Consider the following 23,015-nt stretch of genomic DNA (forward strand, 5'->3'; position numbering starts at 1 on the left):
CCGTGCTCGCACCCACCGTGAACGCCCTCGAACCGGTCCTCGCGCCCGTGCTCGCACCCACCGTGAACGTCCTCGAACCGGTCCTCGCGCCCATCACGCAGGTCGTCAGACCCGTTCCAGCCCTCGGCCTACAACCAACCACCGGCCCAAGCTGGGCCGGATGCTCGCTCGGCCCTGCCTCTCCCGACAAGCCGGCCGTTGACGGGTCGACACCAGAGCGAACGTCTACGGAGGCGCCACACACAGTCGCCCCCTACGTATCCGAAACCCCAGGCAGCACAACGTCCGCAAGCCGGGCCGCTGCACCGGCAGCCAGTGTGGCCGCCGTGCAACCGGGCAGCGCCCTTCCTGGCGCCCCTTGGCCGTTGCCGCACCCGGCATCGCATGGGGCAGGCTCGTGCGAGGCAATTGCTCCGAGCACCGGCAGCGGACTAGACGTCGCAGAGCCTTCCCGCTGCACCACCGCTCCACCCGTGACCGGCCGTGTAGCCATGCGAGCGGGGGCCCTATACCTCCTCGGCCGTATCCCGCAGCCTGACGCGCAACCCGCCTAGCCCGCCTGCGGGCTGCAAGCCCGCCCCGGGCTCGCTGTGGAACGAATCGTCACGGCGGCGGGAGGTGCGCGGCACCTCCGATCCCCCTCCCCTGAAAGAGATCGGAGCACCTGATGGTCCAAAAGATCACTATCATCGCCCTCACAATCACAGGCGGCCTGCTCGCGCTGCTCTCGGCCCTTCTGTTTGCGATTCTCGCTACGGCATGCGTCGTCGACCCCGGACTGTGGACACCGGCCGCCATGCTCACTGCGATGGCCGCTGCCACCGGGTTCATCCTCGGAAGCTGCCTGCTCCTGAGTGCCCTGCTGATCCGAGTGACCGGCAGCGCGAATGCCGCGTTCGCCGAGGGAGTGCTGCAAGGCGTGGAGGCGAGCGTGGGTCGCCTCGCGACGCTCGTGCCGGATCATCCGGGCAATCTTCGGTACCACCCGACTCACGACCGGCAGTCAGGCCCCTGACCGCGAGCGTCGTGACGGCCTCGGGGATGCCACATCCCCGAGGCCATACCGCCGTAGCTACTCAGCCCCTGCGGTGGTGGCTGTGGTGGCGGGCTGGCCTTCGACCGCAGTTCGTTCGGCCGGGACTCGTCCGACGGGACTGGTCTCTGTGTGCCCGTCTGAGTTCCGAGCCGGCAGAGGGCCGTCCGCCTCCGGGTTGGACACGTCGCCGTCGAGCGGGGACGTCGGAGGCGTGGTTGTGGTGTCGGAGTCCGGCCCGGTCGGCTCCTCACCAACGACAGCGGGTGCATCACCCGCGACGATGCTGGGAGCCGGCACGGCGAGTTCGTTACCGGAATCGAGTGTAGGAGCCTGTTCGCTCGGGCTTTCGCTGCCGGTAGGCGCAGACGACGTTGCGGGCGGACTCGGCGTCGGCACGGGATCCGGTGGCGCGGAGGGGACCGAAGTCGGCGCGGGTGGCGCCGGGGTAACGGCGGACGGCGCGGGTGGGGGCAGCAGCGGCGCCGGGGTGGTGGCCGGCGGCGAAGGCTGCGGCGCCGGGGTGGCGGCCGGCGGCGCGGCTGAAGGCAGCGGCGCCGGGGCCGGCGCCGCAGGCGAAGGCGGCAGTGGTGCCGGGGCAGGAGCCTCGTCGTCTTCCGCTGGCACGTTCAGCGGGAGAGCGGTCGGCATGGCGGTGACACTCGGCAGCGACGCGTCACCAATGATCACACGAGCGGCGGTACTGCGGACCGCTGCCGGGACATTCGATTCCGCCACCTCGTCGTCCTGGTCTCCATCGAGGGCCGGCAGCAGGCCCATGGTGATCGCGGCATGAGTGACGTCACCGGGCAGGATTACCTTAGTCCCGAGGCGCTGCGCCCACCGCTGCAGCCGGTCAAGGTCGCTGCCGTACAGCACCCAGCGCTCTCCCCTGATCATGTTGGGGTGGGCGGCTGGGTCGGGTGTCGCATCGAGCCACGCCTGGAGACCTGCCGGCGAGCTGAACACCATCATGGTGTTGCGGTGCGCCACGTCCTGCTTGTCTCGGTAGCTGAAGGTGAAGGTGACGCTGTTCGGCCCGACCCACGCCTCGGCATGCATAACGGTGCCTTCAGGCGTGGCACACAGTGCAACCAGGTCGGAGCTGGCGGCAGCCTTGCACTCCCAGGCAGACTCCACCTCGATCCTGCTGAAAATCTCGTTCTCCCAGGCTTGGGAGGCAACCACCACCGTTGGCTCAGCACCCTGCAGCAGGGGAACGGTGATCGCGCCGAGAGCAACCCAGACAGCGACCGCGGTGAGACGTCGAGTGGTTCTTCCGGCGGCCAGGGCCGCGCCGCGAAGGGACGCCATGGGGCGGGCGCCGACGCTCCGCTCCTCTACTGATAGTGGGGCGGCGGTCGGTAGGACCGCCTCCACCCAGTGCTGGACGACGTCGGGGTGAGCGTCGGGCAGGGCTTGTTGGATTGCCTCACGAGCACTGGACGAGTCCAGTGCCGGGTCAACGAAGATCACCTGATCTTCGGGTAGGGCGATGCATCTCGCACCGGTCTGCAACCGGACGATCTTCACGGGCGCTTCCTCGGGGAGGGGAGGGTGCGGTATGGAGATAGATAGATGCGGGAGCCTACCTGTTGTCGCGCCTCCAGTGTTCGACCAACGCAAGGATCGAGTCGAGTTGTCGCTCATCCAGTTCGCCCAGATGAGCGATGATCGCCCGCGCCTTCGGATCGCTCGGCAGCGTCGTCTCGGTGCGGGTCCATCCACAGGCCGTCTGGGCTGCCGCCCGCACCACCGATGCGTCCGGGTGCCCCAGACCTGCGGCGAGCTTCTCCAAGTTGGACCGTTCGGGCATTCGCTGTAAGCCGTTCCGGCGGAGGAACTGAACGGTCGACTTTGGGATGTTGCCCCGTTTTGCAATGTCCTGCAGCGAGTCTCCGGTGAGTCGCTGATGTTCTTCGATGAGTCGCGCTAGTTCGAAGCGCGGGTCCAGGTCCTGCGTCTGCTCAGCTGTCATCGAATTCCTTCGGGCGCTGGGACGAATGGACCGTACAGCACCCCACCGTCGACCAACAACGTTGGCCATCCGGCCAGTGACGCTGTACAGCACGTTGCGGGACGTTTACTTTTGACGACGCAACTAGCAATACCCGCAATCTGCAAATTGCACGCCGCTTCACGGGAGCTGAACCGCGAGCCCCCGCCCGGTTCGGGCGGGTAGGAAGGATGAGCCAATGTGCGACACCGACCAGCGACGGACCGGCTTGGCGGTCCAGGTAAGCCTGCGTGGCGCTAGCTTCGTGCTCGCGGCCCTGCTCGGATGTGGCGGCGGCGGCATCACACTCGCCCTGGCCGTGATGGCCGTCCTCAACCCCGAGATGGAGTTGAACCTCGCGGTGTGGCTGGCCGGAGTCGTGGGCGCATGCATGGGGATCGCCTCGCTGACCATCGTCGGCTTCGCGATGACGGCGGGCGCAGTCGCCAAGCGGGTCGACGCAAACGCGGAACGCATCCGCGTCGAGCTGCTGGCCCACCGTCAGGCGTTCACCGGCGACGTCGCGGCGTTTCAGGAGGGCGTGGCGGCTGGCGTCGCCCGGACCGTTGATCCCATCGCTAACGCGATCGCCCAGGCAGCCCGGACGGACAACGTGGTCCCCTTCCCCCACCCGGGAGCAGCGGATCGCGCCAGCTTCAACTGACCGAGGTAGTTTGCGCGCGTGCAGCCCACTGGATGCACGCGCGCATCCAGGATGCATCCATGCGACGAGTAACGCCCCTCCGGAGTGATCTCCGGAGGGGCGTTGCTGCAGGTCAACCCTTGCGCGCCCGAAGGGACTCGAACCCCTAACCTTCTGATCCGTAGTCAGATGCTCTATCCGTTGAGCTACGGGCGCTGGTGCTCGGCCAGTCTACACACCCGGCCTTCGCGCGGAGACTCCGGGATTCGAACCCGGGAGGGGCTTTAAGACCCCAACCGCATTAGCAGTGCGGCGCCATAGACCAGACTAGGCGAAGTCTCCCAGGTGGCCCGCAGACCACCGGGCCCGAGGATACAGGCCGCGCCCGGCCGGGAGCAAAGCGACTACCGGAACGAGTTGCGCCCAGTGATCCCGGACGGCTCCCCGCTGTGCGTTGGTGTGATCAGGACTACGCTCCATCGGCATGCAGGAGCAGCCGCCCAGCGAGCAGAACCGCCGTGAGCCTGCTGAGGGAGCCCGCCGACGCACCGCGAAGGCTACCTTCACGCCGCCTCCGGCACCGGCACCGTCGCCTCCGGAGGAGCAGGAGGACCCCACCGGGTCCCGTCCTCGACGGTCGAAGGCGGCCCCGAGCGTGCTCTTCCAGCCGCCACCGACGCCAGAGCAGCCGCTACCGCGCCAGTCCGGGCCGGCCGCGTCCCGGCCTCCGGCCACGCCGGCGCCGCCGTTCACCGGTGCAACGGAGGCGGCGGGCCGGAGCGAGCGCACGGCTTCGCCGGCCACCGGAAAGGTCGGGGAAGCCACGTCGGTACCTGCGTCGCGTCGCCGTGGTAGCACCGGCCAGCCGCCGGCAGCGGGTGCGGACTCCGTTGGAACGGACGTGACTCCGGCTGACGCCCTACCCGCCCGCCGGAAGTCGGCCAGGCGCGAGACATCGCCGAAGCAGGTTGGATCTGCCGACCCCGGTTCCAACCTTGGCGCCCCGGCCACCGACGCTTCAGGCTTCGACACCACGGAGACGGACAGCGGCACTACCGACGCCGAAAGGACCGCCCGGACGAGCGATTCCCCCTCCGTTGACACTGGCAAGCCGGCCGCCGAGCAGGCGGGCGGGGCAGCGGCCGGCCCCACGGCGGCCGAAAGGGCTCCGGCCCGGAAAGCGGCCAGGACGACGGCGGCGCAGAGAAGAGTTCGGGCGAGCGACGAGAGGGTACCCGAGCCGACCAGCGAGGCGACCGGCGTCGAGAAGGCGACGAGGAAGGCCACGCGGCGAGCGGCAACCGGCGCGGCTACCGCCCCAGGCGAGGCTGCTCCGACGGCGTCGGCTACCGAAACGGCGGCGGTCACTGCCGAGGCAGCACCGGTCAAGGCAGCCCGAAAAGCCACGAAGAGGGCTCCCCGTAAGAGGGCCACCGGCGAAGCGGCCAGCGGCCACCCGACCACCAGCGAGACGACCACCAGCGGGACGGCGGCCACCAGCGAGACGGCCACGAGCGCGACGACCACCGACGGAGCGGTTGGCGAGCCAGAGTCCGGAGTGCCAGGCAGTGCCGTCATGGTGCCGGTGGCCGGGACCGCGCCTTTCGGCGACGGCAGCGGGCGCGACATTTCGGGGCGTACGCCGGAATTGAAGCTGGAGATGCTCGTGACGCGGGTCGTCGACCATCCGGGCTTCGCCCCGGAGCTACTGGCGCTGACCGCGGTGGAGGTCCTCGGGCCTGGCGCGGCCGAATGGGGCCGGCGGCTGCGGGAGTTGTACCCGGGGGCGCGGGCGGACGGGCTGGCCCGGCTGGCCAACCGGCGCTTCGTCCGGCAGGCCGGCGTCGGTGGGGCGACCGCCGCGCTGAGCGGGGTCTTCGCGCCGGTGGTCGAACTGGCGGCGGTGCTCTGGTCGCAGGCGAACCTGGTGCTGCACCTGGCGGCGGCGTACGGCCATGATCCGGCGCATCCGGACCGGGCGGCGGAACTGCTGATGCTGACCCAGGTACATCCGGACCTGGCGAGCGCGGAGGCGGCAGTGGCGGCGGCGCGGGCGGCGCAGGGGCCGGAGGAGGAGCCCGGACTCCGCGCGGTCGAGGCGGCCTGGCGGCTGGCGGCCCCGCTGGCCGCGCAGGCGGGTGGCTGGCTGGCGCTGCGGCTGGTGTCTCGGCTGCTGCCGGGTACGGCGGCGTTGACCGCAGCGACCGGCAACTCGGCGGGGGCCGAACGCCTGGCCGCCCGAGCCGCCACCCTCTACCGCCCACCCCACCGCCCCGCCACCGAAACGCCCACCTCAGCCCACTGACCCGACCGCCCGTCAGCCGTGAGCCGTGAGCCGTGAGCCGCCGACGAGAGCCGGTTGACCAAGGAGCATTCGTCACGACACGCCGGTCGGGCAGACGCAAACCTCTTGATCGACTACGAGAGGCGACCCGGGAGTGGTCAGAGCCAGGAGAACCATTCTCGCGGTAGCAGGGCGTAGCCGAGGAAGGCGACGATGTCGAGCAGGGCGTGGGCCACGATCAGTGGCATCACCCGGCGGGTACGCAGGTAGAAGAGGCTGAACACCACTCCCATCACCGCGTTGCCGAGGAACGCCCCGAACCCCTGGTAGAGGTGGTACGAGGCGCGCAGCAGCGCGCTCGTGGCGATGATCGCGCCGACCCGCCACTGGAGTTGGCGCAGCCGGGTCATCAGGTAGCCGACCACGATCACCTCCTCCAGGATGCTGTTCTGGAACGCGGCGAGGATCAGTACCGGCACCGTCCACCACAGGTCGGGCAGGGCGGCCGGCACCAGGGTGGCGTTGATGCCGAGCTGAGCGGCCGCCCAGAACAGCGCCAGGCCGGGGAGTCCGATCAGCGCCGCCAGCCCGGCCCCCCGGGCCAGGTCGGAGCCGGGTCGTCCGGGGTCCAGGCCGAGGGTACGCACCGGATCGCCCGGGTCCCGCGCCAGCAGGTGTACGGCGAGCAGCACCGGCAGCAGCGCGAAGACGATGCCGAGCAGCTGGTACGTCAGGTCCAGGTAGGGGCGGGCCGAGGCGGAGGTGTTCAATGCGGCGGTCTGCCGCGACAGGCCCCCCTCAGCGGTCAACTTCGCGATGATCGACACGGCGGCGTAGACGGCCGACTGGCCGAGGGAGAGGCCGAGTACCAGCATGGTCTCGACGCCGAGCGTCTGGCGGGACACCGGGCGGGTGAGCTCAACGGTCACCGAACCACTCTGCCCGACCGGAGGCGCTCCTGGTGACACCCGCCCACCGGCGAACAGCCCTCACGATGCGATCGCACATTCTGTGCGACCTTCATGCACGCTCCGTGGAGATTCTGTCTGGGCCCGATCCGCCGTCAGAAGAAGGAGCGCCCCCGGTGGACAACTTCGCGCGGCTGCTGAAGGAGAGCTGGACCCTGGTCGAGGAGGACCGGGTCCGGCTGAGCGGTCACTTCTACGCCCGGCTCTTCCTCCTCGACCCCGAGCTGCGCACGCTCTTCCCGGTGCAGATGACCGGCCAGGGCGACCGGCTGCTCGAAGCGATAATCGCGGCGATCCACACGGTGGACGACCCGGAGGGCTTCGACGAGTTCCTGCGTGCGCTCGGCCGGGACCACCGCAAGTACCACGTCGAGGCGGACCACTACGACACCATGGGCGTGGCGCTGCTGGACGCGTTGCGCAGCATCGCCGGCGACGGCTGGAACCTGGAGTACGACCAGGCGTGGCGGGACGCGTACGCGGCGATCGCCGAGAAGATGCTCGCCGGGGCGGCGGCGGACGACGACCCACCGTTCTGGCACGCCGAGGTGCTGACCCACCAGCGGTACGGCCCGGACACGGCCGTCCTCACCTGCCGGGCATTGCAGCACCCGTTGACCTGGAAAGCGGGTCAGTACGTCAGCGTGGAGGTGCCGCGCCATCACCCCCGGGTGTGGCGGACGTACTCGATCGCCAACGCGCCGAACGATGACAACGTGCTGGAGTTCCACGTGCGTACGCCGGCCGACGCCGCCGGTTGGGTCTCCGGCGCGTTGGTCCGGCGGACCAGGCCGGGCGACCTGCTGCGGGTGGCCGCGCCGATGGGGTCGATGACTGTCGACCGCTCGTCCGAGCGGGACATTCTCTGCGTCGCCGGTGGCGTCGGACTGGCCCCGATCAAGGCGCTCGTCGAGGAGTTGGCCGGTTACAACCGGGCCCGTTGGGTGCACGTCTTCTACGGTGCCCGGACGGGGGCGGACCTCTACGGTCTGGACCGGCTGCGGGAGTTGGTGGCCACCCATCCGTGGCTGTCGGTGACGCCGGCGTGCAGCGACGACCCGGACTTCGACGGCGAGCAGGGCGACATCTCCGACGTGGTGGCCCGGTACGGGCCGTGGACGACGCACGACTGTTTCGTCTCCGGATCGGCACCGATGGTGCGCGCCACACTCCGAGTGCTGGCCGCCGACGACGTACCGCCGCAGCGGACCCGGTACGACACGTTCGGCAACCTGTAGAGCTTTGCTCCCCCCGAACCGGGGCGCGTGCCCCTGCCCCCTGGGGCACGCGCCCCGGCCCCCCGACCGGGCGGACCGGCACCGCCCCGCGCCACCTCGTCCGTCCGGCTGTCGTTCCCACCTGGGCGGGCGGGGGGTCGCGCTCCGTGCCCGGCCAGTGGAGCTACCCGCGGGCTCAGTAGCGCCACGGGTGGCCGGATTCGCGGTACTCCTCGATCGGCACCAGCGGCACTCCGGGTGCCATCCGGTCGACGTAGAGCCGGCCTTCCAGGTGGTCGATCTCATGCGCGACCAGCCGGGCCATGCCGAACTCGAAGGAGGTGATGACCCGACCGCCGTCGAACTGCGCGTGTTCGACATCCAGTCGCAGCGGTCGCGGCACCAACCCGCGATGGTCGAAGAAGGAGAGGCACCCCTCGTACTGTTCGTCGGTGTGCGGTGCCGCATCGACCACCCGGGGGTTGAGCAGCACGACGGGCTCGGCGGTGCGGTCCGGCGGACGGACCACCGCGGCGGCTCGGTCGACGTCGAGCTGTGGGGCGGCGATTCCCACCCCCTTGGTGAAGGGGTGCAGTTCGTCGAGCCGGGCCAGCGCGGTGATCAGCCGGTCGACGATCTCCCGGGCGAGCGGTTCCTCGCGCGGCAGGTCGAACGGGCGGGCCGGCTGGCGCAGCAGATCGGCACCGCGCTGCACGATGCCGAGCCCACGCATCCGGTCCGACGGTCGGACTCGCCCACCCTCCGCCTCGGGCTCCGGTTGGGCCCGGAATCGCCACTGCAACCGGTACCGGGCGTTCAGCGGCGGCTCGTCGGTCGCCCAGTCGAAGATCGCCCGGTCGCCCTCGTCGTGACGGGTCACCGCCGTCCGCAGCGGGCCCTCCTCCGCCGAGAGCGAGGTCTCCGCGCCCCAGACCTGCGGATCCAGGGCCACCGGCAGGTCCAGGCGTACGGCGAGGTGCCGGGTCGGTACGCGGACCGCGCGCTGGAACCACGGCCCCCACTTTTCCCGCCCGACGGTGTACGCGTACTCGATGGTGGCGCGGCGGCCGGGGTAGAGCGGGAAGCGGCGTTCACCGTTCTCGAAGAGCAGCCAGATCTCCTTGAACGCGTCCCGGTCGTGCTTGGCACGCCAGTGCATGGTCTCCCGCTCGCCGGACTCCTCGCGGCAGGCGACCAGTTGCAGTTCGGCGAAGCTGAGCGGGTGTTCCCGGTGGTGGCGGTTGGAGCGGCCCGGGTCGCTGGGGTAACGGTCCACGGCCACCCGGATCAGGTATCGGGTGACCGGCTCGACACCGGCGTTGTACAGCTCACGCCGGATGACGCAGCGGTAGGCGTCGTCGGTGTGGGTGAGGACGGCCGTCTCGCGTTCGACGATCAGACCGGTGCCGGGCGGCATCCACTGGCCGGGCAGGCTGGCTTCCCGGTGGTTACGGTCGCTGCGGGCGTGGCGAAGGTCGTCGTACTCCCGGAAGCGTTGCCAGATCGCGCCGCTGGCCTCCAGGACGGCCTCGGCGCGACGGGCGAAGTCCTCCGTCGGTCGGTGCCGGCGTCCCTCGACGTGACTGACGTACGAGGGGTCGAAGCCCATCAGGGTGGCCAGTTGTTTTTTGGACAGCCCCCGCTCCGTCCGGTGCCGGGCGAGTTCGGCGGCGAACGAGTCGGCAGCCCGATCGAGCGGTGAGGTCGTCATCAGCTTCCTCGTGGCCGGGAGTACCAAGTTTCACGTTCAGTCGCCGGCCGCACACACATCTGGCACCTAGTCGACAAGAACCTTGACTGATGGACGATTCATACCGATACTGCCCCGAGTTTCCAGGCCGATACCGACAGTAGTTTCACCCCGCCCCCGTCCCGGGTCACCCACCTCACCCCGCCCCTCGGGTTCCCCTGCGCCCGAAAGTGTGGTTAGGCTAGCCTTAGTACGACCATGGACGCTTCGGATCGAGTGGGTCAGGTGACGCGGGGGTGGATCAGGTGACAGCGGTGCTGCCCCTTCGGGATCCAGCCAGCGCGCCCCTGACGCCGGTCACCGCAACCCTGCGGGCCATGTTCGGCACCGACGACCTTCCCGGTCTGGCCCCGGGCCTGCTGGTCGCCGACGAGGCCGGTTGGGCCCCGGCGACCACCCTGACCGGAACGCGACTGCCGGAGCTGCTCGAATCGGCGGTTCGGCTCTGGGGTGGCACGCCACATGCCTCCGCCGCGCTCGCCTGGAAGGCGTACAGCTACTGGGCGGCGCTGCCGGTCGTGCTCGGCTGGGCCGCCGCTCGGCGAGTGCCGCTGCTCGACCACACCGAGGCGCTGATCCACTTCGCCGATCGGCGCGCCTTGGTGACCGTCGGCCTACGCGAGTCGATCCCGGTCGCGGTGCTGCCCAACGATCCGTTGGCGCTCGCCGGGTTGCCCCAGGTCCGAGTGGTGGCCGACGAGCGGGAGTTGCTCGCCGCACTGCGCGCCACGCTGCTGGACGGGCACCTGTCGCCGGTGATCTCCGCGATCCAGGGCGAGGTCCGCATCGGTGCCCGCACCCTCCTCGGCTCGGTGGCGTCCGGCATCGCCCACGGGCTGCTGCGGGCCGCCGACGGCCTGCCCGGTTCTGCGGTCGAGGCGATCGACACGCTGCTCGACGCGCTCGGCCTGGCCGACCTGGTGGAGCTGGTGCCCGGCCCGAACGGCGAGCCGATCGTGCAGCGCCGCACCTGCTGCCTGGCCTTCACCCTGCCCCAGCCGAAGGTCTGCCAGGGCTGCTGCATCCGCAGCTGAGTCGGCCCGTCGGTCATCCCGTCAGCGGGCGCACGTCCCAGATCCAGACACCACCGGCGTACCTGGGCTCGATGCCGGTCAGCTCGGTCATCCCCGTACGAAGCGCGTCGGCGTGCTCGTGCGGCCCGAGGATCACCACGCCGGCCCGCCAGTACCGCAGGTCCTCCACCGCCTCCCGGCGGGTCCGCTCGGTGATCGACGGCACCTCGCCGGTGCGTCGGATGCTGCCGAAGAAGGTGCTGGTAGGGCGCGGGGGTGCGGAGAAGAGGGCGACCCGGTTCCGGCCGGGCCGGGTGTCCGGTCCGAGGAAGTAGCCACGAGCGATCGGCATCTCCTGCCGGGTACGGGCGGACCAGCGCAAGGGTTCGGCGTACTCGGTGTCGGGCAGCGGCAGGGTCACCACGCTGCGCCCACCGGTGAGGTAGGGACGCCAGGCACCCGAGGTGACGAACTCGGGGACCGGTTCGAGCCGTTTCGTCGGCAGCGGGGTGGGCAGCACCGGCACCAGCGCCATCGCCAGTCCGGTCGCTGCGGCGAAGCGGATCTGCGACCGGCGGTCCGGATACCGGGCCGTCAACTCGCGGACCTTCGCCACGCCGTACGCCAGGATCAGCCCGATGATCGGGGTGATGGCCAGCGCCCAGCGGGTCGGCACCACCGAGTGCAGCACCGGCAGGTCCTCCAACAGCGCCCAGGGTCCGGGTACCCCGGTTCCGCGACGGTCGACGCGGATCTCCCGGCCGAGCGCGAGCACCGCGAAGAGCAGCCCGAGCACGGCCAGACCGATCACCACGGCGCTGCGCCGCAGCCACCACACCAGCGCCACCACGAGAATCACCAGCGGCCAGCCGAAGAAGGCGTTCTCCTCGGTCGGGTTCTTGGCCAGTCCGGCGGCGCTGCGGGCGTCACCGGCCAGCGACTCGCGGGAGTAGGCGAAGTACGAGGCCAGGTCCGTGGAGTAGCCCCGGATCAGCCGGGGCAGCCCGTGGTAGGCGCCGGGGCCGAAGAACTGCACGTACAGCGGGTAGGCCAGCAGCACGGCGGAGACCACGGCGGCCATCCCGAGCCCGGCGGCGAACGGTCGGACCCGGGCCCGCAGCTCGGGCCGGCCGATCACCATCGCGACGATCACCACGGCGAGGCCGATCGCGGTCATCAGCAGGATCTCCAGGTTCAGGAACGCCTGCCAGACGATCACCAGGGCCAGCAGCAGACCGTTGCGCAGCCACCGCCCGGGTTCGGCGAGCCGCAGGGTACGCCAGATGATCAGCGGCACCACGTACTGCGACACGATGTTCGGATGCGCGTTGGCGTGGGAGACCATGGCTGGGGCGTACGCGCAGAAGGTGGCGCCCAGCCAGGCCGGCCCGCGCGAACCGGGCAACACCACGCGGGAGAGCAGGAAATACCAGGCGGTGGCGGTGGCGATCATGCCGAGGGTGAGAAAGAGCAGGAACGCGGCCCGGGTGCCGAACAGCAGGGTTATCGGAGTCATCGGCAGCGATACGGACAGAACAGACGTATTTGCCATCAGATTGACCGATTCCGGCACGTTCATTCGGTCCGAGGAGAACGGATAGGCCAATTCGGTGACAACCCGGGCACCGTGCGCGAACATCCATTCGAATTGCGCCATATCGGTCGGATTGTCGCGAATACCGTCGCCAGGATTCAGCCACATCCGTCCGGTGACCCAGAAGCCGAATGCGGCGAAGCTCGCCACCGCCACGGCATCCCGCCACCACCCCGAGCCGCCCTCGCCCCGCACGCGTCCCGGGCGGACCGCAGCACTTCCCGCCTCGGACTGTGCGTTAGGTCGGCCCGAATCGGGAGTAGTCATAACAATTCGCAGCGTAGTCGGCCCATGTGGTCAGCGTGCAGGGTTCGGGGCACTGGCGTAGTATCGGTCAAGTTCTCTGGCTATCACCGATCGTGCACCCCCACCCCCGACCGCTAATTCGGCCATCACGGGCCCCGATATCCCCGCCGTCCGGGCGGATGGTTCACTCAGTCGGTCCCGGCACGGGTCGAGTCGTATCGTGAGGAATCGACGCATGGCAGAAATCACTGGGGATCAGCGCGTGCAGTCCGAGGTCCTGGAGGGCCTCGCGACGGCGGTCAATCACCGACGCTGGTTCGTCGAGCTGGCCGTGCCCTACCTGGGTGACAACCCCATCGAGATCGGTAGCGGCCTCGGCGACTACGCCCTGGAGTGGAGCGAGAACTTCCCCCGGTTCACCGCCACCGAGGCCGACCCGGACCGCCTGGTGGCCCTCAAGGAGCGTCTGGCTGACCGACCCTCGATCGAGGTACGCCAGATGCTGCTGCCCAACCCCGAGCGCGGTGACTACAGCGCCGCGGTCTCGTACAACGTGCTGGAGCACATCGAGGACCACGTCGGGGCGCTGCGCAGCATGGGCCAGTTGGTCCGGCCCGGCGGAGCCGTCGTCATCATCGTGCCGGCGTTCCAGTTCGCGATGAGCCCGGCGGACATCGCCACCGGCCACGTCCGGCGGTACACGAAGAAGACCCTGGCCGACGCGATGACCGAGGCGGGCCTGCGGGTGGAGAAGATCCACTACGCGAACGCGCTCGGCCTGATCGGCTACTTCATGGCCACCAAGGTCTTCCGGCTGATGCCGAAGGAGGGCCCGATGGTGAAGGTCTACGACACCCTGGTCCTCCCCGCCACCAAGGCCGCCGAGCAGCTCGTCCGCCCACCCTTCGGCCAGTCCGTCTTCGCCGTAGCCCGCACCCCCTCCTAAACCCACCCCACCCCCAACCCCCGGGGCCCGTCCCGTTGATCATGAGGTTAGCGGCACTTTTCGAGATCGAACTCGCCGCCAACCTCATGATCAACCCGGAATGGGGGCGGGTCAGCCGGCGATCTGGTAGGTGGGGCGGGTGGTGGCTCGGGCCAGGGTGTGGAAGGCCAGGTTGAAGCCGACGTAGGCGGGGGTCGCCTCCGGGGTGACGTCGAGACGTTCGACGTCGAGGGCGTGCACCGCGAAGACGTACCGGTGCGGACGGTCACCGGGCGGCGGCGCGGCACCGCCGAAACCGTGCTCCCCGTAGTCGTTGCGCACGGTGAACGCGCCCTTCAGGTCCTGCTCGGCCGCGCCGCGTGGCAACTCCGTTACGTCGGCCGGCAGGTTGACCAGCACCCAGTGCCAGAAGCCACTGCCGGTCGGTGCGTCCGGGTCGAAACAGGTCACCACGAAGCCCTTGGTCTCCGCCGGGAAGCCCGACCAGGCAAGATGCGGCGAGACGTTGTCGCCACCAGTGCTGCCGTGGGCGTGAGCCGCGTCCATCGGCTCACCGTTCCGCACATCGTCACTGGTCAGCGTGAAGGAGGCGACGGTCGGCAGCAGCTCGTACGGGTCCGGAGCGATGGGACGTTCCAGGGTCATCGACACAGGTCCTTCCGGTGGAAGTGGTGTTCTGCGCCCCTTTCATACCCTGTGACGCGCTGACATTCGACAGAACCGGCCCCAAGTCCGCCGTAACCGAGAGCACCTCACGGCGGTTGTCACCCTGCAACATCTAGCGAAGGAGTCTCTTGGCCGGGGTCTGGCGTGACTTCATCACCGCCGTCATCGATGCCGTGCGTCGACGTGACGAGGCGGCCCTCAGCGACGAACGCCGCCGGGCACTGGACCGGCTCGCCGACGAGAAGATCCGTGAGGAGCAGCGGAAACAACCCCCGGAAAGCACCTAGAGGCGGCCTCGACCGGCAGCGTCTACGGATGCTCGTCGGTGATCGCGATGACCTCGTCGAGGCGGTCCAGAGCCGCCTGTAGGTCGTCGACCTTGGCCTGGATGCGGTCGCGCTCGGCGCGCAGCATCGCTCGCTGCTTGGCGTCGGTGTGCCCGGCTTTCCAGCAGGGCAGCAGTTCCGCGATCCGCTGACTGGTGAGGCCGGCGGCGTACATCTGCTGGAAGAAGCGCACCAGGGTGATGGCCTCCTGCCGGTAGCGGCGCTGGCCGGACGGGCTGCGCTCCGCGGTGAGCAGCCCCTGCTGCTCGTAGTAGCGCACGGCGCGTACCGAGACACCGGCGGCCCGCGCCACCTCGCCGATGCGGATCAGCCGCTCGGCCGCGGTCCCCGTGGCGGTCATGGTGACTCCTCTCACTCCGGCGCTGACGAGCAGCACTTGCCTCTGACGTCAACGTCAGGTTCTAGCGTAGCGGGCATGGATATCAACAACTCGGTTGCCCTCGTTACCGGAGCCAATCGCGGCCTGGGCCGCGCCTTCGCCAAGCGCCTGCTCGAACGGGGCGCCCGCAAGGTGTACGCGACCGCCCGCCGACCGGAGACCGTCGATCTGCCCGGGGTCGAGGTGCTGCCGCTCGACATCGCCGACGCCGACGCCGTACGCGCCGCCGCCGAGGCAGCCCCGGACGTCTCGCTGCTCGTCAACAACGCGGGAATCCAGACCGGCACCGACCTGGTGAGCGGCTCGCTGGACGCGATGCGGCACGAGCTGGAAACCAACGTGCTCGGTCACCTGGGAATGATCCGGGAGTTCGCGCCGACGCTCGCCCGCAACGGCGGGGGCGCGATCGTCAACGTCCTCTCCGCCATGTCGTGGTTCGGGGTCAGGGGCGCCAACGCCTACCACCTGACCAAGGCCGCCGCATGGGCCATGACCAACGGCGTTCGCCTCGAACTCGCCGAGCAGGCACCCTCGTGACGGCGGTCCACCTCGGCCTCGCCGACACCGACATGTCCGCGGACTGGCCCGTGGTCAAGATCGCACCGTCGGATCTGGCCGACGCGGCGCTCGACGGTGTCGAGGCGGGATCCGCCGAGGTCCTCGCGGACCAGTGGAGCCGCGACGTCAAGTCCCGACTGACGTTGAGGCCGGAAGAGTTCAACGCCGCGATGGATCGCGCCCTGGCGGCGCTGACGGCGGCCTGAGCCGCTCTCCACGAGCATCCGGACCGCCGCTGGGACTCCTGCTCGCTGTCCAGGTGAGCGGAGGGTGTGGGATTCGAACCCACGAAGACATCGCTGCCTTACCGGTTTTCAAGACCACGAAGCTCACGCCGCCGAGCTGCTGGTATGCGGTTCGCCACCCACAGTGCGACACGTACACGACACACGTGCCCTCGGTCTAGCCCTGCTCGGCACGTCCGATTGCCGACAGTTGATCGATTGAGAGACGGCCAGGGTCGCGATCGGTCATTGCGCTGTGGCATGGTGCGAGCGCGAGCGAGGGGGCAAGGAACCGCTGACCCATGGTGCCTGAGGAGTTAACCTCCTTGTCTCCGTGACCGTTACGCCCCCATAGGAGCAGTATGACCAGTGACCCCGATGGTGACGTCAAGCCTCCATCTGAAATCCAGCAGCGATCAGGGGCTGCGTTCGATCGGATTCTTGGCAACTCCGTCAACACTGGCATTGCTGCATGGGTCGCTGCCACAACCGGATCACCCGAGGCTGGCGCAGCTATCGGCGGGATGGTTGGCCCACTCGCTGAGGAACTCTCTTTCGCTCTACGAAAAGCAATTGATATCCAGCAGGCGCAGGGCGGTTACATGTTGACCGACGCCGCCACGAAGGCCGAAACGACACCTGACGAGCTTCTGGAAAAACTCATTGCCGATCCGGTAAAGCTACAACTCCTCCTCCGGTCTTTAGAAGTCGCCGCCAGAGCAACGACCGAAGCAAAGCTGAATTTGACAGCTGAACTGCTATCGACTGGGGCTCTCGCAGCAGACCGGGCGGTGGTCGATGAACAAATTCTCGTGGTCGAGGCCATTGGGGGATTGGAAACACCTCATTTTCGTCTCATGCTGGTACTAGCTAACCCGTCGCCTGTCTGGTGGGAGAAATCAGAACATCGGGCAGTCCTACGCTTCGCTTGGCCAGAAGATCGCGTGATCGAACGTGACGCTGGCCTAGAACCTGCACTCACTGCTTTGGTTGCGAAACTACAAAGCCTTGGTATTGCGCGGGATGTCGGCTCCTCAAACGTGGGGCGACCCTTATGGGAGCTGACCAACTTCGGACGCCTATGCGTGGCGTCGCTGCGACATCGCGATGATGTTAACCCTGCCCAGTAAAGCGACAGGAGGCATCGTGTCAGACGCTGACACTGTCCAGTCGGGAGAACCCTCGTCGGAGCCGAACTCTACGAGAAGAATCACGACCCGGAATTTGGCATTTCTGACAATCGAGACCGCGGTTAAGATATTCCTCTCTAGCATAGACAAGTCAAGGCAAATAATCTCGATTATCGACGAACAGCACGCGACTAATCGGTCTACAGCTCTAGGGCCCTACATCAGGCGAATGGAGGTGCAGGAAAGGATTGGAATCGAAGCTGCGGTTAGCAGACTGTCGAGGTCGCGGGGCGATCGACTGAAAAAGAAGATGGATGACCTACGCAAAGAACGAGGTAACGAACCGCCAAAGCAGGAGCCCGACGGAAAAGATATATACCCGGTCGCCATGGAGCAGGTATTCGCCACCATGGGTGAATACTTTACCGAGATTGAGAACGAGATTTGGGCTGAGATCCAAGAGCGATACGCCGAAAAAGAGGTGCACTTGGGATTCGCCTCAAACTACTACCTTTCTTTGACTCAGCCTACGCTGATAGAACACCTTTCGGAATCACTTCTCACGAAGAGCATTTACTCACTTGAGGACTGCATCGGTGCACTAACTCGTTGCACATTGACGATTGCCGGAGCGGAGACGCTCGGCGACCTCCCGCCCGTTCCATACAAGGTAATAGAGTCTTACGGCAAGAATTCAGAGACTGCCGACATCCAGAGGTGGGCGATTGATCGACGAACTGAAGAGTTCGTACGGGGTGGCCCACGCGAGTGGCGTGAGAGTATAGAACGATGGTGCGGGTTCGACATCGACTTAATTGGGGGTGACTGGCCTGCGATACGGGAAGCCGTAGCGAGGACGCGTCTATATAGTCGAGGTTCGAGCGGACGGGTAGACAACCAGTACCTTGCGGAGATCGACAAAGGTGCCGCGAGTGAGATTCCGTTGTGGGAGAAGCTCGATACCGACTCAAAGTACCTGTCCTACCTACTCGACCAGTTGGAGTTGGCAAGCCTCTGTTTGTCGCTCCGATGGGCACAGCACTTCTTCCCAGACCCGGAGGTTAACATTGACTTCTTCCTGGATCGGATCATTGATTTTGAACACAAAAGACGGTGGCGTCATGGCGTTTCCCTTTGCGAAACGCTGCTTGATACATTCGTTCACCGCGATCACCCGACATTCAATCTAATCTCTCTGAACCTGTGGCTCTGCATGCAGGAGACTGAGGGAGATCAGGCCGCACGAAAGGAGGTGGAAAGCTTCGCGCCTGCGGACTCCTATGAATTGATCGGCAAATCAGCACTGCTGAGAGACTGGCCGCAGCTTGTAGACGCAATTAAGGAGTTCGGAAGGGCGGAAGAAGGCGGCAAGATTCCCTCATGGATGGCTCGCATGCCACTAATGCGACGTTCTCTTGAAGAATATCCGCCACTCAGATCACTCTTCCCTGTGCAGCGATCTCGCAGTAAACGTCGCCGCAAGCGCTCCTGATCGATATCGACGGCACCTGCCACAGCCTCTCGCCCATCTCGGCCTGGTCGACATCGGTTCCCAAGACCGATTCCACAACCAGTGGTGGAGGCTGCTCCTACACATGCAGATCGCAGTGTCATCAGCCGCCGATACGATCGATCAATACGTTAGCTACCTGTCCCATGCTCGTGATCACCACGTCTGCACCGGCGGCCCGAAACGTCCCAGCCTTCGCCGGCCGATTGGCATAACCGATCGCTCGCGCACCTGCCGCCCGCGCCCCTTCGATGTCCGAGAGCGAGTCGCCGACGAGCACGCAATGGCTCGGTGTCGCACCGACGGCGCGCACAGCCTGGAGGATCGGTTCTGGATTGGGCTTCATGCGATCCGGGGCGGCGTATGCCCGGCCGACAACCGGCGACGCGTATCCGACAAGCCGATGCGCTGCCAGGTATGCCCTCACCGCACCGGCCGAGTTGTTGCTGACCACCGCTAGCGGCATCCCGGCTTGCCGTGCCGCCACGATGACTTCCCGGCCGTACGGTGTGGGTTCGGCAGTCTCGACGGCTCGGTGTTCCGCCGCGCAGAGTGCATCCTCGACGGCCTGCGTAACGCCTTGGTCTCCGGTTGCGCCGGTACGGCGTAGCACTTCAAGCGGGTCCGGCTCGCTCGCGAGTTCTGGCGGCACGTCGACGCCGTGCCGCCGCAGCAAATCGACCAGCTCGGCGGCAACCTGCGGCGCGGGGTATCCGGCGAAGATGCTGCACACTGGACCGTCGAAGTCGAGTAGTAGTGCGTCGACGTCGTCGAGCAGTCGGCCGAGGTCGGCGTTCATGCGTCGTACCGGTAGGCGATGGTCGACCACACCGAGTCGAACCACTGGCGGGACGCTTCTACGAACTGTGTGCCGTGTGAGGTGTCGTCGTCGGTGACGGCGTAGTGGAACAGTGGCACGTCCTTGCCCATCAGGTCATAGATGGCCAGCGGCTCACCCTTGATCGATACGGTGCGCTCTACGACGGGATAGAAGCCGTAGAAGACCTCTTCGCCATTGAGGATGTAGAGCTTGAACAGCGGGGACGCCCGGTGTAGCCGTACCTCAACGGTGGTCGACCGGATCAGGCCGAGGTCGCCTAGCTCGGCGACCTGATCGATGATGCCGTCTGCCGCTCGGCGGGTAATCCGCTCCGCGCGTTCGCGTACCGCAGGATCGTCGGCCTGTGTCTCGGCTCGTGCCGGCAGTGCCATGGGCGCGGTCATGTCAGAGATCAGGACTCGCACGGCGATCGTCTCCGGCGCGAGTCGACCGACGCGAACCTTGTCGAGTGCCTCGGCGAGCGCGTCGCGGAGCGTCTCGCCGGAGAATCCGGCGAAGTCGATGCTGACATGAGGCCGGTCGAACGCTGCTTCGATGTGCGGGCGCAGCTCGACGGCTCGCTGTGTCTGCGCCCGGACGAACGCGCCGCTGCCCTGCCGGGACACGATCAGTCGCTCTGCCCGGAGCAGGTCTAGAGCGCGCTTGACTGTCTCTCGTGCCACGCCGTAGCGGGTGGCTAGCTCAGGCTGTGACGGCAGCTTGTCACCGGGGGCGAGTCGGCGCGTGAGGATGGCCGCCCGCAGCTTGTTCGCAATCTGCTGTGACGCCTGTTTCGGGTCGTCGGGATCTAGCTGGCCAAGGAAATCAAGACTCTCGCTCACGAGGATCACACTAGCGCTGACTAGCCAAGTTGGGAAAGTTCGCCGCGTCCTCTTGACCTGACTAGCCAGGCCGACCTACGTTGATGGCGTCGCACCTGGCTAGCCAGGGACGACAAGCCGGTCGGTTGCTGCGTCGGCGTTGCGGCTTTGGCTGCAGCGTTCGCGAACGGGCCGCCGTGTGGTCGTCCATTGAGAACTTCAGAGCAGAAGCGCCGCGTTGATCTGGCTTGCGGTATTCCCGCCTTGAGTCACACGGTGGCCGACCTCGGTAGATCCCGAGCGAGCGGGCCGAGCGGGCCGATCTTGGCGCGCGGAACGTCTTCTGCCTCTTCGCATCTGCACCTGTCCCGGGGTGGGGTGTCGCGCTGCTTGGGCGCGGCCTCACCCCGGGTTTCCCCGTCTTGATCCCCCGCTTGTGGAGGTGAGCCGTCATGACCGTGAGCGTCTTCGCTGCCGTTCGAGTGACCACCAAGAGCAGCGCCGTCTGGCGTACCTGCCACCGCTGCGGCGGACTCGCCCCGCTGGCACCCGATGAGCGTCACTGCCGCCCCTGCCGGCCGGTGTCGCGCTCTCGCCGTTCTGGAAGGAACCGATCGAAGTGATCACCCACCTCCCCACCGCCGAGCCGACCGCCGCCGACCTGGCCGCGATCGACACCGAGTGGCCGCTGATCGCCGCCGAACTCGACGTGTTGGACGCGCAGATCACCATGCTCTACGCCGAGGACCACGGCGGACCGACGACCCTGGATTGGCGCAGGCTGCGCCGGGCTGAGGCCCGCGTGACCCGCGCCGCCGCCGAGGTGGCCGCGCCGCCCATCGCTCGTAGGGCGGCGGTGTGATGCGTAAGCCGACCGTTCGTTTCGATGCCGGTGACCCCGGTCGCTGTGCGACGTGTGGCGATCCGTTGGCATGGGTCGGCAACCCCGGATCGGACCGTATCCACGCCTGGTCCGGTCGGCTTGGGCTGCCGGAGCGTCCATACAACCACGACGCACTGCTCATGGTTAGCGCCGCCACCGACCCGCAGCGCGCGGCCTGATGTCCCGCATCCGCGCCGCCTACTACGACCCGGACGGGTCGCGGTACGGCATTCCGACGTTCTGGTGGCGCGGCGCACCCCCGGGCTACGCCACCCGCCGTCAACTGCGCGCCGCCGGCCTGCGGCCCGGTGGCCAGCCAATCGCCGCGCAGATCCTCTGGCGTGGCATCGGCGGTACCCGCACCGCCTACCTGTACCGCCTCGATTTGGCCCGGCCGAAGCGCACCGCCACCCCCGCGCAGCTGCGCGCGATCCGTGCGGCGTTGACCGCCCGTCGCACCTGTCCGACCTGCGGCACGGTGCGCCCGTACTGCATCCCGCGCTCGCTCGGCGAGTGCGTCGACTGCGCCTACCCGATGGAGGAAGCAGCATGACCGCCCCCACGATCAACGGCACCAAGTACCCGCAACCCGTCGAGAAGCTGTTGCCCGCCGCCCGCGCGCTGGAACTGCCGGATGGGCAGGAGTTCCCGTCGCGCAACCGGCTGATGCGCGAGTTCCGCATCGGCGCACCGAAGGCCGACGAACTGCTCGCCCGGCTGCGGGCCGAGCACGCCGACCGGAACCGCACCGACACACTGCGGACCGCGATGGCCGTCCGGGGTGCCCTGCTGGCACCAAACACCGACACCGACACGCCGGCCGCGCCCCGGCTGGACTACGCCGAACCGATCGGCCCGGACCCGGCACCGACGCCGGTCATGCCCGAGCACACGCCGCCGCCCGCCGAGCCGGTGAAGATCCCACCCGTCACGCCGCCCGCCGAGGTTGGCACGGTCGGTCACCCGGACACGCCCACCCCGACAGCGCCGGTCCGGTCGGCGGTGGTGTGGCCGGTCATCCTGCTGGCCCTGCCCGCGTTCGTGGCGATCTGGTCCGGGTGGGTCGGCCTCGGCGGACTCACCGGGTTCGGCGTGGTGCACCCGCTACCCGGTATCGCCGACGGGTTCGCCATCAACACCGCCATCACCCTCCCGATCGGCGTCGAAACGTACGGCGCGTACGCCCTGTACGTGTGGCTGTCCGGCCGGGTTCCCGAGCGGGCACGACGGTTCGCGAAGTGGTCGGCCATCGCCTCACTGCTCGTCGGCGCGCTCGGCCAGGTGGCTTATCACCTGCTGGTCGCCGCCGGAGTGCAGGTCGCCCCGTGGTGGATCACCACCGCCGTTGCCTGCCTGCCGGTGGCGGTGCTCGGCATGGGCGCCGCACTGGCGCACCTCGTTCGCTCGCACGACTAGCCCCGCCCGGCGGCACAGCCCATGGCCTAGGAAACCGCGCTGTGCCGCCGGCCTCACCCCTCAACCCTCACGGACCTTGGGAGAGAACACCCATGCTCGCAGATCCGACCGGCGCGCACGCCGCGACGTTCGCCGCCGTCTTCGCTGCTCTCTACGTCGCTCACCAGGTGGGCGACCACTGGATCCAGTCGCAGCACCAAGCCGACCACAAGGGCCTGCCTGGCTGGCCGGGCCGCATCGCATGCGCCGCCCACGTCGCCACCTACACCCTTACGGCCCTGCTCGCGTTGGTGTTCCTGATCGCCGGCACCGGGCTGCGGCTGGACCCGTGGGCGGTCGGCGTGGGGCTGACCGTCTCGGCGGTGTCGCACTACATCGCCGACCGGCGCACCCCGCTGCGGCGCATCGCCGAAGCGCTCGGCTCGGCGCGCTTCTACGCCCTTGGCACGCCCCGCCCCGGACACGACGACAAGCCCTGTCTCGGGACCGGCGCGTACGCCCTGGATCAGTCCTGGCACGTGGCGTTCCTGTTCGTCTCCGCCCTGCTGATGGCCGCCTGACCGACACGACA

22 protein-coding genes, 3 tRNA genes and 1 pseudogene are annotated in these 23,015 nt (G+C 68.1%); 14 read left to right on the forward strand and 12 right to left on the reverse strand.

Going from position 1 to position 23,015, the window contains the following annotated elements; all coding sequences use genetic code 11:
* Positions 1 to 667 precede the first annotated feature (667 nt).
* Positions 668 to 1,015, forward strand: coding sequence for a hypothetical protein (locus tag KBX50_RS08495; RefSeq protein ID WP_210936095.1), 348 nt, complete (start codon positions 668 to 670; stop codon positions 1,013 to 1,015).
* 57 nt (positions 1,016 to 1,072) lie between these two features.
* Here the strand turns inward: KBX50_RS08495 and KBX50_RS08500 are convergent, their stop codons facing one another.
* Together KBX50_RS08500 and KBX50_RS08505 are read right to left on the reverse strand one after the other, a co-directional pair.
* Complete coding sequence (locus KBX50_RS08500; RefSeq protein ID WP_210936096.1) at positions 1,073 to 2,566, reverse strand: hypothetical protein; 1,494 nt, start codon at positions 2,564 to 2,566, stop codon at positions 1,073 to 1,075.
* Between the two features lie 55 nt (positions 2,567 to 2,621).
* On the reverse strand, positions 2,622 to 3,011 hold the full coding sequence (locus KBX50_RS08505; RefSeq protein ID WP_210936097.1) for a transcriptional regulator: 390 nt from the start codon (positions 3,009 to 3,011) through the stop codon (positions 2,622 to 2,624).
* A gap of 217 nt (positions 3,012 to 3,228) precedes the next feature.
* On the opposite strand from KBX50_RS08505, the gene KBX50_RS08510 reads away from it, so the two are divergent.
* Entirely contained in the window at positions 3,229 to 3,693 is a 465-nt protein-coding gene (locus KBX50_RS08510) for a hypothetical protein (protein ID WP_210936098.1), read from the forward strand.
* A 122-nt stretch (positions 3,694 to 3,815) separates the two neighbouring features.
* Here the strand turns inward: KBX50_RS08510 and KBX50_RS08515 are convergent.
* Positions 3,816 to 3,888 (reverse strand) — tRNA-Arg (locus tag KBX50_RS08515).
* 35 nt (positions 3,889 to 3,923) lie between these two features.
* Positions 3,924 to 4,014: transfer RNA gene (locus KBX50_RS08520), tRNA-Ser, on the reverse strand.
* A gap of 1,243 nt (positions 4,015 to 5,257) precedes the next feature.
* Here KBX50_RS08520 and KBX50_RS08525 point away from each other — a divergent pair.
* Positions 5,258 to 5,977 (forward strand): hypothetical protein, encoded by a 720-nt coding sequence (locus KBX50_RS08525; RefSeq protein ID WP_247673359.1) that lies wholly within the window; start codon positions 5,258 to 5,260, stop codon positions 5,975 to 5,977.
* A gap of 137 nt (positions 5,978 to 6,114) precedes the next feature.
* Here KBX50_RS08525 and KBX50_RS08530 read toward each other — a convergent pair whose 3' ends face one another.
* Positions 6,115 to 6,885, reverse strand: a complete 771-nt coding sequence (locus KBX50_RS08530) for a CPBP family intramembrane glutamic endopeptidase (RefSeq protein ID WP_210936099.1) — start codon at positions 6,883 to 6,885, stop codon at positions 6,115 to 6,117.
* A 155-nt stretch (positions 6,886 to 7,040) separates the two neighbouring features.
* Between KBX50_RS08530 and KBX50_RS08535 the strand changes: the two genes are divergently transcribed.
* Positions 7,041 to 8,162 (forward strand): globin domain-containing protein, encoded by a 1,122-nt coding sequence (locus KBX50_RS08535; protein ID WP_210936100.1) that lies wholly within the window; start codon positions 7,041 to 7,043, stop codon positions 8,160 to 8,162.
* Positions 8,163 to 8,337: 175 nt separating this feature from the next.
* On the opposite strand, the gene KBX50_RS08540 is transcribed toward KBX50_RS08535, so the two are convergent.
* Positions 8,338 to 9,852, reverse strand: a complete 1,515-nt coding sequence (locus KBX50_RS08540; protein ID WP_210936101.1) for a peptide deformylase — start codon at positions 9,850 to 9,852, stop codon at positions 8,338 to 8,340.
* Positions 9,853 to 10,208: 356 nt separating this feature from the next.
* Between KBX50_RS08540 and KBX50_RS08545 the strand changes: the two genes are divergently transcribed.
* The gene (locus tag KBX50_RS08545; protein ID WP_210936350.1) at positions 10,209 to 10,925 is read left to right on the forward strand and encodes a hypothetical protein; all 717 of its coding nucleotides are present in this window, start codon (positions 10,209 to 10,211) and stop codon (positions 10,923 to 10,925) included.
* Positions 10,926 to 10,938: 13 nt separating this feature from the next.
* Here the strand turns inward: KBX50_RS08545 and KBX50_RS08550 are convergent, their stop codons facing one another.
* Positions 10,939 to 12,606, reverse strand: coding sequence for a hypothetical protein (locus KBX50_RS08550; RefSeq protein WP_374224590.1), 1,668 nt, complete (start codon positions 12,604 to 12,606; stop codon positions 10,939 to 10,941).
* Between the two features lie 373 nt (positions 12,607 to 12,979).
* Here KBX50_RS08550 and KBX50_RS08555 point away from each other — a divergent pair, with 373 nt between their 5' ends.
* Positions 12,980 to 13,690, forward strand: coding sequence for a class I SAM-dependent methyltransferase (locus KBX50_RS08555; RefSeq protein WP_210936105.1), 711 nt, complete (start codon positions 12,980 to 12,982; stop codon positions 13,688 to 13,690).
* Between the two features lie 111 nt (positions 13,691 to 13,801).
* Here KBX50_RS08555 and KBX50_RS08560 read toward each other — a convergent pair whose 3' ends face one another.
* Positions 13,802 to 14,335, reverse strand: a complete 534-nt coding sequence (locus tag KBX50_RS08560) for a YbhB/YbcL family Raf kinase inhibitor-like protein (RefSeq protein WP_210936107.1) — start codon at positions 14,333 to 14,335, stop codon at positions 13,802 to 13,804.
* 149 nt (positions 14,336 to 14,484) lie between these two features.
* Between KBX50_RS08560 and KBX50_RS08565 the strand changes: the two genes are divergently transcribed.
* Entirely contained in the window at positions 14,485 to 14,643 is a 159-nt protein-coding gene (locus tag KBX50_RS08565; RefSeq protein ID WP_210936108.1) for a hypothetical protein, read from the forward strand.
* A 22-nt stretch (positions 14,644 to 14,665) separates the two neighbouring features.
* On the opposite strand, the gene KBX50_RS08570 is transcribed toward KBX50_RS08565, so the two are convergent.
* Positions 14,666 to 15,043: a MerR family transcriptional regulator gene (locus KBX50_RS08570; RefSeq protein WP_210936110.1), complete on the reverse strand. Its 378-nt coding sequence runs from the start codon at positions 15,041 to 15,043 to the stop codon at positions 14,666 to 14,668.
* A gap of 75 nt (positions 15,044 to 15,118) precedes the next feature.
* Between KBX50_RS08570 and KBX50_RS08575 the strand changes: the two are divergent.
* Positions 15,119 to 15,846, forward strand: a pseudogene (locus tag KBX50_RS08575) (SDR family oxidoreductase).
* Between the two features lie 61 nt (positions 15,847 to 15,907).
* On the opposite strand, the gene KBX50_RS08580 reads toward KBX50_RS08575, so the two are convergent.
* Positions 15,908 to 15,984, reverse strand: a tRNA-Ser gene (locus tag KBX50_RS08580).
* Between the two features lie 242 nt (positions 15,985 to 16,226).
* Here KBX50_RS08580 and KBX50_RS08585 point away from each other — a divergent pair.
* Positions 16,227 to 16,994, forward strand: a complete 768-nt coding sequence (locus KBX50_RS08585; RefSeq protein ID WP_210936112.1) for a hypothetical protein — start codon at positions 16,227 to 16,229, stop codon at positions 16,992 to 16,994.
* 16 nt (positions 16,995 to 17,010) lie between these two features.
* Complete coding sequence (locus tag KBX50_RS08590; RefSeq protein ID WP_210936114.1) at positions 17,011 to 18,486, forward strand: hypothetical protein; 1,476 nt, start codon at positions 17,011 to 17,013, stop codon at positions 18,484 to 18,486.
* Positions 18,487 to 18,607: 121 nt separating this feature from the next.
* On the opposite strand, the gene KBX50_RS08595 is transcribed toward KBX50_RS08590, so the two are convergent.
* Entirely contained in the window at positions 18,608 to 19,303 is a 696-nt protein-coding gene (locus KBX50_RS08595) for an HAD family hydrolase (protein ID WP_210936117.1), read from the reverse strand.
* Positions 19,300 to 20,166, reverse strand: coding sequence for a GntR family transcriptional regulator (locus tag KBX50_RS08600; protein ID WP_210936351.1), 867 nt, complete (start codon positions 20,164 to 20,166; stop codon positions 19,300 to 19,302). The genes KBX50_RS08595 and KBX50_RS08600 overlap by 4 nt, the downstream gene beginning before the upstream one ends.
* 598 nt (positions 20,167 to 20,764) lie before the next feature.
* Here KBX50_RS08600 and KBX50_RS08605 point away from each other — a divergent pair.
* From KBX50_RS08605 to KBX50_RS08620, 4 genes are all read left to right on the forward strand, one after another.
* Positions 20,765 to 21,007, forward strand: a complete 243-nt coding sequence (locus tag KBX50_RS08605) for a DUF6284 family protein (RefSeq protein WP_307870888.1) — start codon at positions 20,765 to 20,767, stop codon at positions 21,005 to 21,007.
* A 199-nt stretch (positions 21,008 to 21,206) separates the two neighbouring features.
* Complete coding sequence (locus KBX50_RS08610; RefSeq protein ID WP_210936119.1) at positions 21,207 to 21,581, forward strand: RRQRL motif-containing zinc-binding protein; 375 nt, start codon at positions 21,207 to 21,209, stop codon at positions 21,579 to 21,581.
* Complete coding sequence (locus tag KBX50_RS08615) at positions 21,578 to 22,444, forward strand: ABC transporter permease (protein WP_210936120.1); 867 nt, start codon at positions 21,578 to 21,580, stop codon at positions 22,442 to 22,444. Before KBX50_RS08610 ends, KBX50_RS08615 begins: the two co-directional genes overlap by 4 nt.
* Positions 22,445 to 22,536: 92 nt before the next feature.
* Positions 22,537 to 23,004 (forward strand): DUF3307 domain-containing protein, encoded by a 468-nt coding sequence (locus tag KBX50_RS08620; protein WP_210936121.1) that lies wholly within the window; start codon positions 22,537 to 22,539, stop codon positions 23,002 to 23,004.
* Positions 23,005 to 23,015: the final 11 nt, after the last annotated feature.

The sequence above is a fragment of the Micromonospora sp. C51 genome (assembly GCF_018070435.1).
Classification (GTDB): Bacteria; Actinomycetota; Actinomycetes; order Mycobacteriales; family Micromonosporaceae; genus Micromonospora; species Micromonospora sediminimaris.

Bases quoted from the DNA above. Each gene is read 5' to 3' on its own strand.
- KBX50_RS08495 (WP_210936095.1), top strand. From the start codon at position 668: ATGGTCCAAAAGATCACTATCATCGCCCTCACAATCACAGGCGGCCTG.
- KBX50_RS08505 (WP_210936097.1), bottom strand. From the start codon at position 3,011: ATGACAGCTGAGCAGACGCAGGACCTGGACCCGCGCTTCGAACTAGCG.
- KBX50_RS08510 (WP_210936098.1), top strand. From the start codon at position 3,229: ATGTGCGACACCGACCAGCGACGGACCGGCTTGGCGGTCCAGGTAAGC.
- KBX50_RS08540 (WP_210936101.1), bottom strand. From the start codon at position 9,852: ATGACGACCTCACCGCTCGATCGGGCTGCCGACTCGTTCGCCGCCGAA.
- KBX50_RS08545 (WP_210936350.1), top strand. From the start codon at position 10,209: ATGTTCGGCACCGACGACCTTCCCGGTCTGGCCCCGGGCCTGCTGGTC.
- KBX50_RS08550 (WP_374224590.1), bottom strand. From the start codon at position 12,606: ATGTGGCTGAATCCTGGCGACGGTATTCGCGACAATCCGACCGATATG.
- KBX50_RS08555 (WP_210936105.1), top strand. From the start codon at position 12,980: ATGGCAGAAATCACTGGGGATCAGCGCGTGCAGTCCGAGGTCCTGGAG.
- KBX50_RS08560 (WP_210936107.1), bottom strand. From the start codon at position 14,335: ATGACCCTGGAACGTCCCATCGCTCCGGACCCGTACGAGCTGCTGCCG.
- KBX50_RS08570 (WP_210936110.1), bottom strand. From the start codon at position 15,043: ATGACCGCCACGGGGACCGCGGCCGAGCGGCTGATCCGCATCGGCGAG.
- KBX50_RS08585 (WP_210936112.1), top strand. From the start codon at position 16,227: ATGACCAGTGACCCCGATGGTGACGTCAAGCCTCCATCTGAAATCCAG.
- KBX50_RS08595 (WP_210936117.1), bottom strand. From the start codon at position 19,303: ATGAACGCCGACCTCGGCCGACTGCTCGACGACGTCGACGCACTACTA.
- KBX50_RS08610 (WP_210936119.1), top strand. From the start codon at position 21,207: ATGTCCCGCATCCGCGCCGCCTACTACGACCCGGACGGGTCGCGGTAC.
- KBX50_RS08615 (WP_210936120.1), top strand. From the start codon at position 21,578: ATGACCGCCCCCACGATCAACGGCACCAAGTACCCGCAACCCGTCGAG.
- KBX50_RS08620 (WP_210936121.1), top strand. From the start codon at position 22,537: ATGCTCGCAGATCCGACCGGCGCGCACGCCGCGACGTTCGCCGCCGTC.